At 62.2% G+C, this 14,785-nt stretch carries 14 protein-coding genes; 2 read left to right on the top strand and 12 right to left on the bottom strand.

Annotated elements, in window-relative coordinates:
* Nucleotides 1–50 precede the first annotated feature (50 nt).
* Both GWL_RS14100 and GWL_RS14095 read left to right on the top strand, forming a co-directional pair.
* Complete coding sequence (locus GWL_RS14100) at nucleotides 51–1,043, top strand: glycosyltransferase family 8 protein (protein ID WP_157174249.1); 993 nt, start codon at nucleotides 51–53, stop codon at nucleotides 1,041–1,043.
* Nucleotides 977–2,404 carry an O-antigen ligase gene (locus tag GWL_RS14095; protein WP_237713575.1) on the top strand — a complete coding sequence of 476 codons (1,428 nt, stop codon included), beginning with the start codon at nucleotides 977–979 and terminating at the stop codon, nucleotides 2,402–2,404. The genes GWL_RS14100 and GWL_RS14095 overlap by 67 nt, the downstream gene beginning before the upstream one ends.
* A 21-nt stretch (nucleotides 2,405–2,425) precedes the next feature.
* On the opposite strand, the gene GWL_RS14090 is transcribed toward GWL_RS14095, so the two are convergent.
* From GWL_RS14090 to GWL_RS14035, 12 genes are all read right to left on the bottom strand, one after another.
* Nucleotides 2,426–3,463, bottom strand: a complete 1,038-nt coding sequence (locus GWL_RS14090) for a glycosyltransferase family 9 protein (RefSeq protein WP_008331309.1) — start codon at nucleotides 3,461–3,463, stop codon at nucleotides 2,426–2,428.
* 62 nt (nucleotides 3,464–3,525) lie between these two features.
* Nucleotides 3,526–4,512, bottom strand: coding sequence for a glycosyltransferase family 8 protein (locus tag GWL_RS14085; protein ID WP_008331307.1), 987 nt, complete (start codon nucleotides 4,510–4,512; stop codon nucleotides 3,526–3,528).
* On the bottom strand, nucleotides 4,512–5,615 hold the full coding sequence (locus GWL_RS14080) for a glycosyltransferase family 9 protein (RefSeq protein ID WP_008331305.1): 1,104 nt from the start codon (nucleotides 5,613–5,615) through the stop codon (nucleotides 4,512–4,514). Before GWL_RS14080 ends, GWL_RS14085 begins: the two co-directional genes overlap by 1 nt.
* A gap of 2 nt (nucleotides 5,616–5,617) precedes the next feature.
* Entirely contained in the window at nucleotides 5,618–7,360 is a 1,743-nt protein-coding gene (msbA, locus tag GWL_RS14075; RefSeq protein WP_008331303.1) for a lipid A export permease/ATP-binding protein MsbA, read from the bottom strand.
* 46 nt (nucleotides 7,361–7,406) lie between these two features.
* Nucleotides 7,407–8,633: an O-antigen ligase gene (locus GWL_RS14070; RefSeq protein ID WP_008331301.1), complete on the bottom strand. Its 1,227-nt coding sequence runs from the start codon at nucleotides 8,631–8,633 to the stop codon at nucleotides 7,407–7,409.
* Nucleotides 8,634–8,714: 81 nt separating this feature from the next.
* Nucleotides 8,715–10,178, bottom strand: a complete 1,464-nt coding sequence (gene rng / locus GWL_RS14065) for a ribonuclease G (protein ID WP_008331299.1) — start codon at nucleotides 10,176–10,178, stop codon at nucleotides 8,715–8,717.
* A complete protein-coding gene (locus GWL_RS14060) occupies nucleotides 10,175–10,789 on the bottom strand; it encodes a nucleoside triphosphate pyrophosphatase (protein ID WP_008331290.1) in 615 nt (204 codons plus the stop codon). The genes rng and GWL_RS14060 overlap by 4 nt, the downstream gene beginning before the upstream one ends.
* Before the next feature lie 57 nt (nucleotides 10,790–10,846).
* Complete coding sequence (gene rlmH / locus GWL_RS14055) at nucleotides 10,847–11,317, bottom strand: 23S rRNA (pseudouridine(1915)-N(3))-methyltransferase RlmH (protein WP_006464668.1); 471 nt, start codon at nucleotides 11,315–11,317, stop codon at nucleotides 10,847–10,849.
* Nucleotides 11,317–12,081, bottom strand: a complete 765-nt coding sequence (gene rsfS / locus GWL_RS14050) for a ribosome silencing factor (protein ID WP_008331282.1) — start codon at nucleotides 12,079–12,081, stop codon at nucleotides 11,317–11,319. Before rsfS ends, rlmH begins: the two co-directional genes overlap by 1 nt.
* Nucleotides 12,081–12,749: a nicotinate-nucleotide adenylyltransferase gene (locus GWL_RS14045; RefSeq protein ID WP_008331281.1), complete on the bottom strand. Its 669-nt coding sequence runs from the start codon at nucleotides 12,747–12,749 to the stop codon at nucleotides 12,081–12,083. Before GWL_RS14045 ends, rsfS begins: the two co-directional genes overlap by 1 nt.
* Entirely contained in the window at nucleotides 12,749–13,669 is a 921-nt protein-coding gene (gene hemF / locus GWL_RS14040) for an oxygen-dependent coproporphyrinogen oxidase (RefSeq protein ID WP_008331280.1), read from the bottom strand. Before hemF ends, GWL_RS14045 begins: the two co-directional genes overlap by 1 nt.
* Nucleotides 13,670–13,802: 133 nt before the next feature.
* Nucleotides 13,803–14,633 (bottom strand): mechanosensitive ion channel family protein, encoded by an 831-nt coding sequence (locus GWL_RS14035; protein ID WP_008331279.1) that lies wholly within the window; start codon nucleotides 14,631–14,633, stop codon nucleotides 13,803–13,805.
* Nucleotides 14,634–14,785 lie beyond the last annotated feature (152 nt).

Below are 14,785 nucleotides of genomic sequence, written 5' to 3'. Positions count from 1 at the left end.
AAGCCCGATAAGCAAAACACAGACAACGGTGACAAGCCGTGCAACCAACAATGAAAACAACATCAGAAACCGGGGGCGGCAATGTCCCCCAAGGCAGCGCGGGTGGGGCGCTGCACGTGGCCTTCGGCGTGGACAGCGGCTATTTCCGCGGTATGGGTGCGGCCATAGTTTCGCTGCTGCAACACAATGCACAGCAGCGTTTTGTCTTCCACGTCTTTGCGTTCGCAGTCTCCGAAGATAGCCGCAACCGTCTCGACCGGCTGGCGCAGAGGTATGACCTGGACATTCGTACGCATCTGCTGGATGCTCACATGCTGGACGCCTTCCGTGCTTTTCCCTGCTTCGCCCAGCATCAGCTTGGGACGTTCATCCGCCTGCTGATTCCCAATCTGCTGCACGGCATCTCCGACCGCGTTCTTTACCTTGATGCCGATCTGCTGTGCTTCGGCAGCATCGCGGCGTTGCACGCCATCGAGCTCGATGGCGCCATTGCGGCGGCCGTGCATGACGAGGTGTCGACGACGGCCAAGACCCAGATCGCCACGCTGGGCCTGGCCAAGCCGGAGTACTTCAACGCCGGGGTGATGCTCATCAATGTGCCGGAATGGATCAGGGCGGATGTACAGACCCGTGCCTTGACGGTACTGTCCACGCAGCAACTGCTCTTTGCCGACCAAGATGCGCTCAACGTGGCGCTCAATGGTCGGGTGGTCTACATTGGCGACGAATGGAACACCCGCTATCACCTGGTCGACTACACCAGCCGTGGGGAAAGTGAACTGGTGGTGCCGCCTCAGGTCGTGTTCATGCATTTCACCGGCCCCGTCAAGCCGTGGCAGGACTGGTGCCTGCACGATGCCCGGAAAGTGTTCTTGCAAGTACAGGACAGGTCGTCCTGGAGCGACATGCCTCTGGATCCGCCGCGTACCGCGCGTGAATTCAAGCTGTATTCCAAGTCGCTGATGAAGCATGGCAGATGGAAAGAGGGCATTTGCATGCACTTGCGCTATCTGCGCAAACGTTCAGCATCGAAAAAGCGCTGAAACAGGGTACATGCCCCCGATCCGTTTATCTACTCGGTTGGACCTGCCCGTTGGCGGTCCGAGGCTTGCTTGACGATCTTGGCAAGTCGAATTTCAATGCTGGACATCTGGAGTCTTCCTTGCGTTACCTGAAATATTTTGTCGCCTTGCTGTTCGCTTTCTTTTTCGCATTTGCGCTCGTCATCGACCGCTCGGCTGGCGTCACCTATAGCCTGATGGTATTGACCGGCATGGCAACTGCAGCCCTTGGCCTGCGCCCTGAAGGATGGAGTTTCCCGTCCTTCCTGCGCAAGTACTGGATGGTGTCGCTGTCCATGGCCTTGCCCCTGGTCGCGGTACTGATCAATCAGCTCGTCACGGGCCATTACGCCAGCCGGGCGTATGACGCGCAGAGTCGTCTGGCCTTGTTCCTCTTCATGTTCTGGCTGATGCTGTTCCTCCCGCTGGAGTATTTGAAGCAGTTGCAATGGCCAATCGTGCTGGGCGCCATGTTGACCCTGATCAAGATGTATGTGCTTTCCGACGGCGGCAATGATCGCTACGGGACGGACTTCATTCCCATCATCATCTGTGCCCATATGGGATTGCTGCTCGGCGTCTTCGGCATGCTGTCGCTGGGCTGGACTCATTCAGACTCCCGGCTGGTCACCTTCAGCAAATTGGCGGGGCTTTGCGCGGGCCTTTACATGGCTTACCTGTCGGGCTCGCGCGGCGTATGGATGACCATCCCCGTCTATGCGGCCATTTCCAGCATGGCCCTGAAGCATATCAGGCGCAGTTACAAGCTGGCCGCGCTCGGCGTGTTCGTGGTGATCGTGGCAGCGAGCCTGACGTTCGGCCATTCGATCAAAGAGCGCATGATCGCGGCACAGGTGGACCTGCAGCAGTATTCTGCCGGCTCTGATAAAGATACTTCCCTGGGAACCCGGCTACAGTTGTGGAACGGTTCCTGGGTCCTTTTCAAGGAACATCCGCTGGTGGGCGTAGGCATCGACCGCTACCAGACGGCGCTGGAGGAACTGGCTGACCGCAAGATCATCACGACCCAGGCCGCGACCTTTCCGCATTCCCACAATGAGATGCTGTTCATGATGGTGCGCCTGGGCAGTATGGGCGCATTGGCCCTGCTGGCCATCTATCTGGTGCCGCTATGGATGTTTGCACGCCAGTGCCGCCATACTGATCGCGAGATCCGCAGTAGTGCAGCCATGGGCTTGTCGCTGGTGGCCGGTTTCATGGTGCTGGGGTTGGTGGACGTGGTCTTCCTGTGGTGGGAATGCTATCCCTTCTACGGCATCGGCATCGCCTACTGCCTGACTTGCATCCTCAAACGCCAGCAGCAGTTGCAAGCGAACGCCTGAGTGATTGCACTGAGCGGGAGCTCAGGCACCCGCCTTCTTTTCCTCGACCCAGCGTGCGACCACAGCGAGCACCTGGTCCGGGGTGATCTTGCGCATGCAGTCGCAGGTCATGATGCGTAGTTTCTCGCAGCCAGTGCAAGGCGCCTGGTCTGTGCACAGATTGCTGGCGCGCTTGCCCAAGGCCGCCCAGCGTCCCGGATGCATGGGGCGGGTCGGCGGAAACAGGCCCAGTGTACGCTGGCCGATGGCCGCCGACAGGTGCAGCGGACCGGTACCACTGGCGATCAATCCATCGGCCTGCGCAATGAATTGGGTCAGTCGCGCCAGGCTCATGCTGCCGCAGGTATTGATGACATTTGGCAGGGCCAGCAGGGCAACCGCATTCTGCTGCAGCCATTCGCCTTCACCGGCGCTGCCGGTCAGCCAGATCTGCACTCCGGGATGCTGCCCCAGCGTGTGAGCCAGCGCAATGTAGTAATCCACCGGCCACTCGCGGCCATGCCCGTTGGACTTGGCGTGCAGGATCAGGTTGAAGCGGTAAGGCGCAAAACCGGCCGCGATCTCCGCATCGTGCGGCACGGTGAAATGGTAATGGTCGGGAATCTCTTGGCGGTTCGGAATGTGGTTGTCGCCATAGGGCCGCAGGAACTCGAAATTGATCTGCGACTCGTGGTTCTCCGACAGGCCCTTGCTGAAGCGTACCCGGTCATTGCAGTAGATTAGCTGGTACACCTTCTGGCGCGCATTGCCGATACGGTGTTTCACGCGCGCCAAAAAAGCGGCTTTGGCAAGTTCACGGTTGGGCTGGGCCAGAATCACGGTATCGATGTCGCTGCCGCGCAGGAAGCCGTAAAGATCATCGGCCACCTCTTCTTCTTCCACCACTTCATCGATGTCGTTGCAATAGCGCACCACGTCGGCCGCATAGCGGCGACACAGCAGGCTGATCTTCACGCCCGGATTGAGTTGCCTCAGGCGCGCTGCCATGGGCAGGGTCAGCACGATGTCGCCGATGTTGTCGGTGCGACTGATGAGAATATGCTTGCTGGTGATCGGCATGACGAAAGCGTGTAATTCTGTTCTTCTGGTTGATCAAAGTATGCGTAGGAGCCCTGCAGTGATCAGCGGGCGCGGCGTTTGCGCAGGTAGCGCAGATACCACTTCAGGCTTTCCAGCGGGCGTCCCTGCCGGTACATGAAGCGCGAGTGCATGCGCAGCTCCTTGGTATTGCGCGGCGCCTGGTCCAGCGCCATATCGGCCCAGGGCGAGATATCCAAGTAGCGCCGGAATAGCGTGCAGGCTTCGTGCCGACTCCATGCCGCCCACGGCTTCACGGCACCGGCGAAGTGCACGAAGATGGCCTTGCCTACGGGCTTGAGGGCGAACTTGTTCACGTTCAGGTCGTGGATCAGGTCATACAGGTAGTTCCACTTCGGCGACAAATAGCGCGCGCGGCCGTTAAGGACCATGTTGAGCGCATCCTGGTCAGGGAAGCGCATGTCGGTCTTGCTGTTGAGCAGTGCATCCAGGGTCTTGGACGTAATATCCTCCGCCAGCCATCTGGGGATATTGATGAAGATCACGCCGCCGTTGAAATACTCGTTGTGCGCCAGCCCCAACGCTGCCACGCGACGCTGCAGCGTGACCGGTGCATCCGGCACCACCACGGCGATCTCCTGAGCGATATCCATGTTCACCAGTTCATCGAGGCGGTTGAAGCAGAGGATATCGGCATCCAGGTAGAGCACCCGGTCGGTAAGCTTGGCCAGTACCGTGGGGATGACCAGGCGCGTGAAGATCGACAGCGAATAGTGGGAATGGCCGAGGAAATGCGAGAACTGGGCGAAGTCTTCCAGCCTTAACTGATGCAACTCGGTCTTGACCCGATACATCGATTCCAGTTGCTTCAGGCGCCGCTGATGGTCTTCGGACACCTCGAAGGCCAGCACGTGGAAGGTGAAATGCTGGTCCGGATTATTGGCCACGATGGAGGCGATGGTGCCGCCCATGGCGCGGAAATAATTGTTGTCGACGCAAAAGGCGATATGGAAGGACGGCTTGCCATTCTCCGGTACCGCCATGATCTCTTGTTGGGTGGGGACGTTCATCAGATGGCTTTCATGACTTGTTCGACAGTCACCGCCTTGACCCAGTCGCGGCGGCCGGGCGCGGTAATGACGGTGCTATGGTCGCGGTCGACCGGCACCCACTCCGGATTCTTCTGGCGCATCAGGGCGATGACCGGTACCCGTACCGCATTGGCCAGGTGCATCACCGCCGTCTCCACCGAGATGATCAGATCGCAACAGGCGAGCATGGCCGGCAGTTGGAAGAAGTTTTCTTCGGCACTGAAGAGCCGGGTGCGCTGCAGGCCGTAACGGCCGATCACCTCGCGCGCATGGGCCAGTTCCTGCGGTACGGCGTTGACGATGAAGCAGGCATCTTCCCAGCCGGCGCGCGCCTGCATGGCCTGGATCAATGCGGCTACATGTTCCAGCGGCCAGCAGCGTTTCCTGGTCTTGGCATAGGGATTGATGAAGACCAGCTTGCCCTTGCGCGGCGCGAACTGCCACGCCTCCAGCTGGTCCTGCGCGTACTGGTGCCACTGCGCCGGGATATCGACAAAGGGGAAGCGTGCTGCGCCGCTGACGTCCAAGCCACTGAGCTGCTGGAACCAGTGCGCATAGACATCGCTGATGTGATGCTCCGGCGTGGCACTGCGATAGGGGGGCATGGCGGCATCGAGCTTGCGATAAGCCAGCAGATGATGCGGCTGGAACAGCTTGACTGATTTCTTCATGCCCACCACCCAGCCTTCGGGGCTGATCTCGCGCGCCAGTGCTGCATACAGGTGCGGACGCAGGGTGGCCAGCGAGACCACGATGGGATAGTCCTCGCGGCGCGCCTCGGCGATGGATTCGCGATAGAGCTCAGGGCTGTAGGTGCGGGTATAGACCTTGGCGAAGAAGGGGCAGGCGGCGGTCCAGTCGTACAGGGCGTATTTCTTCAGGTGCGGCCACTGGCTTGCATCGGCCGTGCGCCTTACTTCGTCCACCCACAGATGGATCTTCATATGCGGGTTCTGCGCGGCAAAGCCCTTGAAGAAGTTTTGCAGGTAAGTGAAATCTCCCAGGGCCAGGTGGGCGATGAAAAGGATCTTGTCCGACTTCTGCAGCAGTTCTGCCGGGATCAGGGTGTCGTGTTGGTGCATGGTCAGGCGGAGGCTTCCTGTTGCTGGGAGAACTGCAGGCGGTACAGGTTGGCATATACGCCTTCCTTTTGCAGCAGCTCCTGATGGTTGCCAATCTCGGCGATCTGTCCATGCGAGAGCACCACGATGCGGTCGGCGCGTTCGATGGTGGACAGACGGTGGGCGATGACGAAGGTGGTGCGGCCCTGCATGAGCCGGTCCAGTGCGGCCTGTACCGCGCGTTCGGATTCGGTATCCAGGGCCGAGGTGGCCTCGTCCAGGATCAGGATGGGCGCATCCTTGTAGATGGCACGGGCAATGGCTACGCGCTGGCGCTGCCCGCCGGACAGGCGCGAGCCATTGTCGCCGATGCGGGTCTGCAGCCCGTCAGCCAGGCCCGCCACCACGTCGGTCAGGTGCGCGGCTTCCACGGCTGCCTCTACGCGCGCCGGGTCCGGCTGGGGATCACCATAGGCGATGTTGGCCGCGAGGGTGTCGTCGAAGAGCACCGTGTTCTGGTTCACCATGGCGATCTGCTGGCGCAGGCTGAGCAGGGAGATGGTTTCGATGGGACGCCCATCGAGCAGGATCTCGCCGGAGGTAGCCGAGTAAAAGCCAGGTACCAGGCTCACCAGGGTGGACTTGCCGCCCCCGGACATGCCCACGAAGGCGATGGTTTCACCGGCCTCGACGTGCAGGTTGATGTTCTTGAGCGCCAGTTGTTCGTGGCCGGGATAGGCGAAGCTGACATCGACGAAATCGAGCTGGCCGGTCGCGCGCCGGGGCAGGGCTTGGCCTGTTGTGCGTTCGGTGGGTTTGTCGATGAGCTTGTAGACTTCTTCGGCAGCGGCCATGCCGCGTTGCAGGGGGCCGTTGATCTCGGCCAGTTGTTTGAGCGGGGCCAGCAGCATCAGCATGGCCGTGATGAAGGACACGAACCCGCCCACGGTGATCTGGCCATTGCCGGACTGGATCAGCGCCATGACGATGACCACGGCCACCGCGGTGGCGGTCATGAGCTGGGTGATCGGCACCGTCGAGGAAAACGCCGCCGTCATGCGCATCGTATAGCTGCGCAGGTTCTCGGCACGACGGTTGAAGCGTTCCTTCTCGTAGTCCTGGCCGCCGAAGATCTTGATGACTTGCTGGGCGCGCGTGGTTTCCTCGATCACCTGGGTCATCTCGGCATTGACCGCCAGCGAGTCGCGATTGAGTTTTTTCAGGCGCTTGCCGGTGGTACGCACCACGATGGTCACCAGCGGCAGCAGTACCAGGGTGACGATGGTCAGTACCCAGTTCAGGTACAGCAGCCAGGCCAGCAGACCCAGTACCGTCAGGGCCGAGCGCAGGATGGAGGTAAACACCTTGGTCACCATGTCGATGATCTGCTGCACCTCGAACATCATGGAATTGATGACCTTGCCCACCGTATTGGTTGCATAGAACTGCACCGGCAGGTCCAGCATGCGGGCGAACATCTGGCGCCGCAGTTCATTGAGGATGCGGGTGGAGACCCAGGTCATCATGTAAGAGCTGGTAAAGGTGGCGATACCGCGGATGAAGAAGATGCCGATCACCGCCGCCGGCACCAGCCACAGCGAAAAGGCCGGCTTGCCCACGAAGCCCTTGTCCAGCAGCACCTGGAAGATATAGGGCACCACCGGCTCGGTGGCCGCCGTGACGATCATGGCAATGAAGGCGATCGCCAGCCGCTTCTTGTAGGGCCAGTGCAGGGCAGCCAGGCGTTTCATGTTGTTGGACAGCATCGGGGATCCTTGCTTGCGGGTAAGGCAGGTAACGAAAAAAGAGAGATTATGCCGTGTTCGCCGTGCCGACAGGCTGTTGCTGCGACAGTGACCACAAGATCGCGATCAGGAAGCCCAGCATCATGACGCCATTGTTGTGCGTCAGGAACGCCTGAGTCAGGCCGAACACCAAGTAGCTAAGCATGAGCATCACGCCCGCAGCCGACGCCAGCCGGACCTCCCGGTTTGCCGACCGACGCAGGCGGGTGGCAAACAGGCCCAGCGGCACCAGAAACAGTGCCGTCACCGTCAGCAGTCCAGGCAGGCCGTACTTGACCAAGGCATCGACGTATTCATTGTGCAAATGGGTGTGTTCCTGGATCGAGGGCGAGGCAAGACCATCGCGCACCATCTGTGCCTTGGCCTGCATCATGCCTTCCTTGCCCCAGCCCAGCAGCAGATGCTGCGGGGCCAGCTGCAGGCCCACGCGCAGCATTTCCAGGCGGGCCCCCACCGACGAATCAGCATTGGCGCTGCGAGCGTATTGATCCGCTTCGGTAACGGCCAGACGCATGCGCGCTGTCAGCGGGGAATTGGGTAGCAGAGCCAGCAACGCGATGGTAACCAAGGCGCTTGTCGCCAGTTTGAGCATGAGCCGGCCCTGGCCGGCGCGTAGCAGCAGCCAGCCTGCCACCAGGGCGCAGAAGGGTAGTGCCAGCCAGCTGCCACGGCTGCCGCTCAACAGGCAGGCTGCCAGGCCCAGCAGCACGCCGGCGGCGTGCAGGAGCTTCCAGGGCAGACTCTGGCGCAACTGGATGGCCCGCGCCAGAGCACAGGCCGCCAGCATGGCCAGCAGGGCGCTGATGTTGCCGTACTGGATGGGATTGGTGCTGCCGCCGGGACGCTCCAGCGCCAACACCAACCATTGCCAAAGACTGAGAAGGCCCGCGCCAATCGCCCCCACGGTAGCGCCATTCCACAGGGCAGCAGCTTGCAGTGGGAAGGCGCGCAAGAGCAACAGGGCCGGAATGGCCAGCAGGAAGCGCAGGGGGGCGTCGTACTCACGGCCGGGCGCTTGATGCGCCAGGTTGAGCACCATATGCACCCCGAAATAACCGGCCAGCACAGCCATCAGCAGCCAGTCGTCGCGCTCCAGCCGTGCGCGCCGTGTGTTCGGACGAAACAGCACGACAGCACCCAGTACCAGCATGGCTGCACCCAGCGAGAAGCCGCTTGCGATGACCAGGGAGATTGCCAACAGGAGGAAGACTGCGAAGGAGTTATAGATGGGCATGGAAAAGCACGAAAGCACCGGCAACCGGCCGCGAAGTGCGCATTGTAATCCATGCGCTGCGGCCGTCGGCTGGCGGGGCAATTACATCAGGATGATGTCGTACTGCTCCTGCTGATAATCACTCTGCACCTGCAACGACACCGGCTTGCCGATGAAGTCCCCCAGCATGGCCAGGTGCTGCGATTCCTCTTCCAGGAACATGTCCACCACCACCTGCGAGGCCAGGATGCGGAATTCGCGCGGATTGAACTGCTTGGCCTCACGCATGACCTCGCGCAGGATCTCGTAGCACACCGTGCGCGGCGTCTTGACCTGGCCGCGCCCCTTGCAGGCCGGGCAGGTCTCGCAGAGGATATGGGCCAGCGATTCGCGGGTGCGCTTGCGAGTCATTTCCACCAGCCCCAGGGTGGAAAAGCCCGATACCGAGATCTTGGTGCGGTCGCGCTGCAGCGCCTTGCCCAGTTCGGCCAGCACGGCCTGGCGGTGCTCGGCGCTCTCCATGTCGATGAAGTCCAGGATGATGATGCCCCCCAGGTTGCGCAGCCGCAGCTGGCGGGCAATGGCATGCGCCGCTTCGAGATTGGTCTTGAAGATGGTGTCATCGAAGTTGCGACCGTTGACGAAGCTGCCCGTGTTCACGTCGATGGTGGTCATCGCTTCGGTCTGGTCAACGATCAGGTAGCCGCCCGACTTCAGGTCCACCCGGCGACCCAGGGCTCGCTCGATTTCCTCTTCCACGCCGTACAGGTCGAACAGCGGCCGCTCGCCGCGATAGTGCATCAGCTTGGGCAGCACCGAGGGCGTGTAGATGGCGCCAAACTCCTGCAGCATGTGGAAGTTCTCGCGCGAATCGACCTGGATGGTAGCGGTCTGGTCGGAAACGAAGTCGCGCAGCACCCGCTGCGCCAGCGACAGGTCCTGATGCAGCAGCGTCGGTGCCGGTTTGGTCTTGGCCTGCTTGATGATGGTGGCCCAGGTGGTGCGCAGGTATTCCACATCCATCTGCAGGTCGGAGTCTGACGCATCCTCTGCCATGGTGCGGATGATGAAGCCGCCTTTTTCTTCCGGCGGCAACAGCGCCTGCACCTTGCTGCGCAGGAGTTCGCGCTCGGCTTCGTTCTCGATGCGCTGGGAGATGCCGATGTGCTTGTCCTGCGGCAGATAGACCAGCATGCGCCCGGCAATGGAGATCTGCGTCGACAGCCGCGCCCCCTTGGTGCCGATGGGGTCCTTGATGACCTGCACCGTGATGGTCTGGCCATCATGCAGCAGTTTCTCGATGGGAATGGCCGGCGCATTCTGACCATCGTGCGGACGGGCCTCCCAGATGTCGGCCACATGCAGGAACGCCGCACGCTCCAGGCCGATATCGATGAAGGCCGACTGCATGCCCGGCAGCACCCGCACCACCTTGCCCAGGTAGATGTTGCCGGCCAGGCCGCGCGAGAGGGTACGTTCGATGTGCAGTTCCTGCACGGCGCCTTGCAGGATCAGCGCCACGCGCGTCTCCTGCGGCGTGATGTTGATGAGGATGTCTTCGCTCATAGGATGCGCACGCCCGCTTGTTGTAATAGTTGAGCCGTCTCGAAGAGCGGCAGTCCCATGATACCGGAATGACTGCCCACGATATGACTGATGAACACTGAAGCCAGGCCCTGGATGCCATAGGCGCCAGCCTTGTCGTAGGGTTCCACCGTATTGCAGTAAGCAGCGATGGCCTGCTCGGTGAGCGGCGCGAAGCTGACGTCGGATTGCTGCACGATCTGCCAGACGTCGGTGTCCAGCCCGTGCGTCACGCCCACGGCCACGCTGGTCAAGACCTGATGCGTGCGGCCGGAGAGCAGGGTGATCATGCGCACGGCTTCATCGTGATCGGCCGGCTTGCCCAGGATCATGTCATCGACCACCACGGTGGTATCGGCCGAGAGCAGCGGGCGGTGCGGCAACTGGCGCAGGATCATGGTCTGCTGGGCGCTGTCGAGCTTGGCGCGGGTAACGCGGGCGACATAGTCCAGCGGGGCTTCGCCGGGCAGGACACTCTCGTCGACTTCCTTGTCCGAGAGCAGCAGTTCGAAATCGATGCCGATCTGGCGCAGCAGTTCGCGACGGCGCGGGCTTTTTGAGGCGAGGTAGATTTTGTGGTCCGCTTGTTTCATTGAGCCAGGGATGTCAAGAGCCGGTACCGGAAGGCCGGAAGCCGGCGGTGGACGCCGTCAGGCGCGGTGATACGGATGGTTCTGGGTGATCGACCAGGCGCGGTACAACTGCTCGGCCAGCATCACCCGCACCATGCCATGCGGCAAGGTCATGCTGGAGATGCGGATGAGCGTGTCGGCCCCGGCCTTGAAGCCGGGATCGAGTCCGTCGGCCCCGCCGATGACGAAGGCCACGTCGCGCCCGTCCTGCTGCCACTGCACCAGCTGTTGCGACAACTGCACCGAGGTCCAGTCGCGCCCGCGCTCGTCCAGCGCAATCACGCGCGCGCCCTTGGGCAGCGCCGCTTCGATCTTCTCGCGCTCCTGGGCCATCACGGTTTCTGCGGTGCGGCTGCCGGAGCGTTCGACGGGTTTGATTTCCTTGAGGATGATCCGGCATTCCGGTGGCATGCGCTTGGCATACTCCTGGAAGCCGGTTTCTATCCACGCCGGCATCTTGTGGCCGACGGCCGCGATGACCAGCTGCATCAAGCCTTGCTGGAACGCTTGGCGGCCGGCTTCTTGGCGGTCTCGCTCTTGGCCGGTGCCACACGCACGGTCTTGCCGGTCGGGGTCTTGGGCGCTGCCGCCTTGCGGGTGGTGCCGGCCTTGGTGGTGGTGGTCTTGCTGCCGGCGGCCGTGCCACGGGTGGTGGTGGTCTTGGCCGTCGTGGTCTTGGTACCGGTGGCACGGGTGGTGCGGGTCGTGCCGGCGGCAGCGCGCGTACCGGTAGTGGTGCTGGTGGCCGTGGCGCGCGGCTTGCGGGCCGGCTTCTTCGGTGCGTCCTCGTCGTCGTCCAGGGCCTGGCTGGCTTCGACGGCTTCAGCCTGGGCGCGGGTACGGCGGGTCTTGGGGGCCGGGGCTTCGTCGACGGCGGCGCGCTTGGCGGCGGCCGAGGTGCCGGTGCGCTTGGCCGCGCCCAGCTTGACTTCCTTGTCGCCCCAGATTTCTTCCAGACGGTAGTAGGTGCGGATGGCCGGCTGCATGATGTGCACGATCATGTCACCCAGGTCGACCAGCACCCATTCACCGGTGTCCTCGCCTTCGACGCTGACGACATTGCCGCCCTTGGCCTTGACCTTGTCGCGCACCGAGGCGGCCAGCGCCTTGGTCTGACGGTTCGAGGTACCGGAGGCAATGGCCACGCGGTCGAACAGGCTGGTCAGGTGCGAGGTGTCGAAGATGCGGATTTCTTGGGCCTTGACGTCTTCCAGGGCGTCCACGACCAGGGTTTGCAGTTTTTTGATGTCCATTATTGAGTTCGGTACAGATGTTGTTGTTCGATATAGTCTAGCACCCTGCCCGGAATCAGCGAATCGGGTCGGGTGCCGCGTTGCAGCTGGGCACGGATTTCAGTCGACGAGATATCGACCGCCAGCCCGAGGGCCAGGTAGCCGTATCCGTGCGGGGTGCTGCGGATCTCTTGCGGCGCAGCGTTGCGTCGCTTGAATTCTTCTCTCACGGCCGGCGGCACGTGCGTGTCGGCCAGCGCGAAGCCAGGCCGCGAGGCGGCGCACAGGTGCGCCAGGTCAAACAGTTCCTGCCAGTGCTGCCATGTGTCCAGATGCTGGAGCTGATCCGCGCCCATCAGGAACACGATGGACACCTCCGGTCCCAGTTCGGCCCGCAGGGCGCGCAGGGTATCGATGGTATAGGTCGCGCTGGCGCGACGGATTTCCTGCTCATCGATGACGACCGGTACCTGCTGGCGATCGAAGGCCCGCCGCACCATTTCCACACGATCGGCCGCGGCGGCCTGCAAGCCGTGCTTCTGCCACGGATTGCCGGTGGGGATGACGCGCAGCTCGTCGGGCTGCAGCAACTGCACGAAATGCTCGGCCAGCAGGACATGGCCATTGTGCACCGGATCGAAGCTGCCGCCGAGCACGGCGATGCAGCGCTGCGCCGCAGGCGGCGCCATTACAGCCATTCCTTGTGCACCAGGAAGTCGGCATACAGCGCCGCTTCCGCACTGCCCGGCTCGGGATGCCAGTCATAGCGCCACTTTACCAGCGGCGGCATCGACATCAGGATGGATTCGGTCCGGCCACCGGATTGCAGCCCGAACAGCGTGCCCCGGTCGAAGACCAGGTTGAATTCCACATAGCGTCCCCGGCGATAGGCCTGGAAGTCGCGCTCACGCTCGCCATAGGGCGTACCGCGGCGCGCCGCTACGATGGGCAAGTAGGCGTCCAGGAAGGCATCACCGACGCTGCGCTGCAGGGCAAAGGCTTGCTCGAAGGGCAGGGCGTTGAAGTCATCGAAGAAAATGCCACCGACACCGCGCGGCTCCTTGCGGTGCTTCAGGTAGAAATAGTCATCGCACCACTTCTTGAAGCGCGGATACAGGTCCTCACCGTAGGGCTGCAGCGCAGCGCGGCAGGTGCGGTGGAAGTGGACTGCATCTTCCTTCACACCGTAGTAGGGCGTGAGGTCCATGCCGCCGCCGAACCACCAGACTGCTTCTTCGCCTTCCGCGTGGGTGGTGAAGAAACGTACATTCATGTGCACCGTCGGCACGTAGGGATTGCGCGGATGCAGCACCAGCGACACGCCCATCGCTTCCCAGGCCCGGCCCGCCAGTTGCGGGCGGTTGGCCGCCGCCGAAGGCGGCAGGTTCTTGCCCATCACGTGCGAGAAGCCCACGCCGCCACGTTCGAGCAGGTTTCCTTCTTCCAGCAGGCGCGAGGTGCCGCCGCCACCTTCGGGGCGTTCCCACGAATCCGACAGGAAGGTCTTGCCATCGGCGGCTTCCAGGGCCGCGACGATGCGCTGTTGCAGGTCCTGCAGATAAGCCTTGACGGCGGCAGTGTTGGTGGAAGCGTTGGAATGGTGGGTCACGGCGGGTCGCTCTGATGCACGGTTACTGGACGGAAATGCGTTCCAACCCGCCATTGTACCTTGAGCGCCCCTGGCTGGGGCGCCAAAAGCCGCTCCGTGCGCCTTGCCGGGGCGGCCTTGTGGGGCATTGGCCTCAGTTTTGCGGCGGCTGTGTCGGCGCGATGTTGACCTGATAGGTCGCTGGTGCCGGCCAGCCTTCCTTCAGGCAGACCTCGGCGATGGCGTTCTGCACGTCGTTGTAGACCTGGCCGAAGTTGGGGGTGGGCGCGTGCACGCGCAGGGCAATCAGGGTCCCGGTGGCATTGAATTCCAGGATCACGATGCCAGGGGCCGGCGTCTGCAGCACGTTGGGGATGGCCTTGATGCGCTCGGAGAGTTTGGCGATGGCCTCCTGAGGATCGACCCCATAGGCAATCTGGCAACGCAGGTCGGTACGACGAGTGGCGTTGACGTTGTAATTGATGATGTTTTCCGAGAACAGCTTGTTGTTGCCGATGATCACGCGCAGGTTGTTGTCGGTGGTGATGATGGTGGTCACCAGGCCAATGTCGGAGACGCTACCGGTCTGGCCGGCCGCGGTGATGTAGTCGCCCACCTTGAAGGGGCGCAGCACCACCAGGAAGATGCCGGCCGCGAAGTTCGACAGCAGGCCCGACCAGGCCACGCCCAGCGCCACGCCGACCGCACCGATCATGGCGGCAAAGGAAGTGGTGGGGATGCCGCACACTTCCAGGATGCCCATTACCAGCAGGATGCGCAGGATCACGTGCATGGCCGAGCTGGCGTAGTTGATCAGGGTGGTCTCGAACTGGCGCGCCGTCAGCACGCGGCGCACGACCTTGGACAAGGTGTTGATGAACAGGCCGCCGACGATCCAGATGACGATGGCGGCGATCACCTTGAGCCCGAAGGGAACCAGGTAGAGGTTGATCAAAGTTTCAACATTGAGCAGGTGGTCTGGCATCGATATGTCCTTTTTTTCTCGGAATGCGGGTTGTGGCGGTGGCATGCTGCCCGCAAACGCCCGTCAGGCTTGGGCGGTGGGGGCGCCATTTTTGTTGCAGCGCTGCGCACGCCTGCCAAATGAAATCCCCCGCAACACGCAGGGCGTTGCGG

The sequence above is a fragment of the Herbaspirillum sp. GW103 genome, from assembly GCF_000261365.1.
In the GTDB taxonomy this organism is placed as follows: domain Bacteria; phylum Pseudomonadota; class Gammaproteobacteria; order Burkholderiales; family Burkholderiaceae_D; genus Herbaspirillum.
The sequence above is the reverse complement of the archived record's forward strand: the minus strand, read 5'-3'. Positions and strand labels throughout refer to the sequence as shown.

What these genes read in the sequence shown, in the direction of transcription:
- GWL_RS14100 (WP_157174249.1), top strand. Translation starts at nt 51, where the DNA reads ATGAAAACAACATCAGAAACCGGGGGCGGCAATGTCCCCCAAGGCAGC.
- GWL_RS14095 (WP_237713575.1), top strand. Translation starts at nt 977, where the DNA reads ATGGAAAGAGGGCATTTGCATGCACTTGCGCTATCTGCGCAAACGTTC.
- GWL_RS14090 (WP_008331309.1), bottom strand. Translation starts at nt 3,463, where the DNA reads ATGCCGATCACCAGCAAGCATATTCTCATCAGTCGCACCGACAACATC.
- GWL_RS14085 (WP_008331307.1), bottom strand. Translation starts at nt 4,512, where the DNA reads ATGAACGTCCCCACCCAACAAGAGATCATGGCGGTACCGGAGAATGGC.
- GWL_RS14080 (WP_008331305.1), bottom strand. Translation starts at nt 5,615, where the DNA reads ATGCACCAACACGACACCCTGATCCCGGCAGAACTGCTGCAGAAGTCG.
- msbA (WP_008331303.1), bottom strand. Translation starts at nt 7,360, where the DNA reads ATGCTGTCCAACAACATGAAACGCCTGGCTGCCCTGCACTGGCCCTAC.
- GWL_RS14070 (WP_008331301.1), bottom strand. Translation starts at nt 8,633, where the DNA reads ATGCCCATCTATAACTCCTTCGCAGTCTTCCTCCTGTTGGCAATCTCC.
- rng (WP_008331299.1), bottom strand. Translation starts at nt 10,178, where the DNA reads ATGAGCGAAGACATCCTCATCAACATCACGCCGCAGGAGACGCGCGTG.
- GWL_RS14060 (WP_008331290.1), bottom strand. Translation starts at nt 10,789, where the DNA reads ATGAAACAAGCGGACCACAAAATCTACCTCGCCTCAAAAAGCCCGCGC.
- rlmH (WP_006464668.1), bottom strand. Translation starts at nt 11,317, where the DNA reads ATGCAGCTGGTCATCGCGGCCGTCGGCCACAAGATGCCGGCGTGGATA.
- rsfS (WP_008331282.1), bottom strand. Translation starts at nt 12,081, where the DNA reads ATGGACATCAAAAAACTGCAAACCCTGGTCGTGGACGCCCTGGAAGAC.
- GWL_RS14045 (WP_008331281.1), bottom strand. Translation starts at nt 12,749, where the DNA reads ATGGCGCCGCCTGCGGCGCAGCGCTGCATCGCCGTGCTCGGCGGCAGC.
- GWL_RS14035 (WP_008331279.1), bottom strand. Translation starts at nt 14,633, where the DNA reads ATGCCAGACCACCTGCTCAATGTTGAAACTTTGATCAACCTCTACCTG.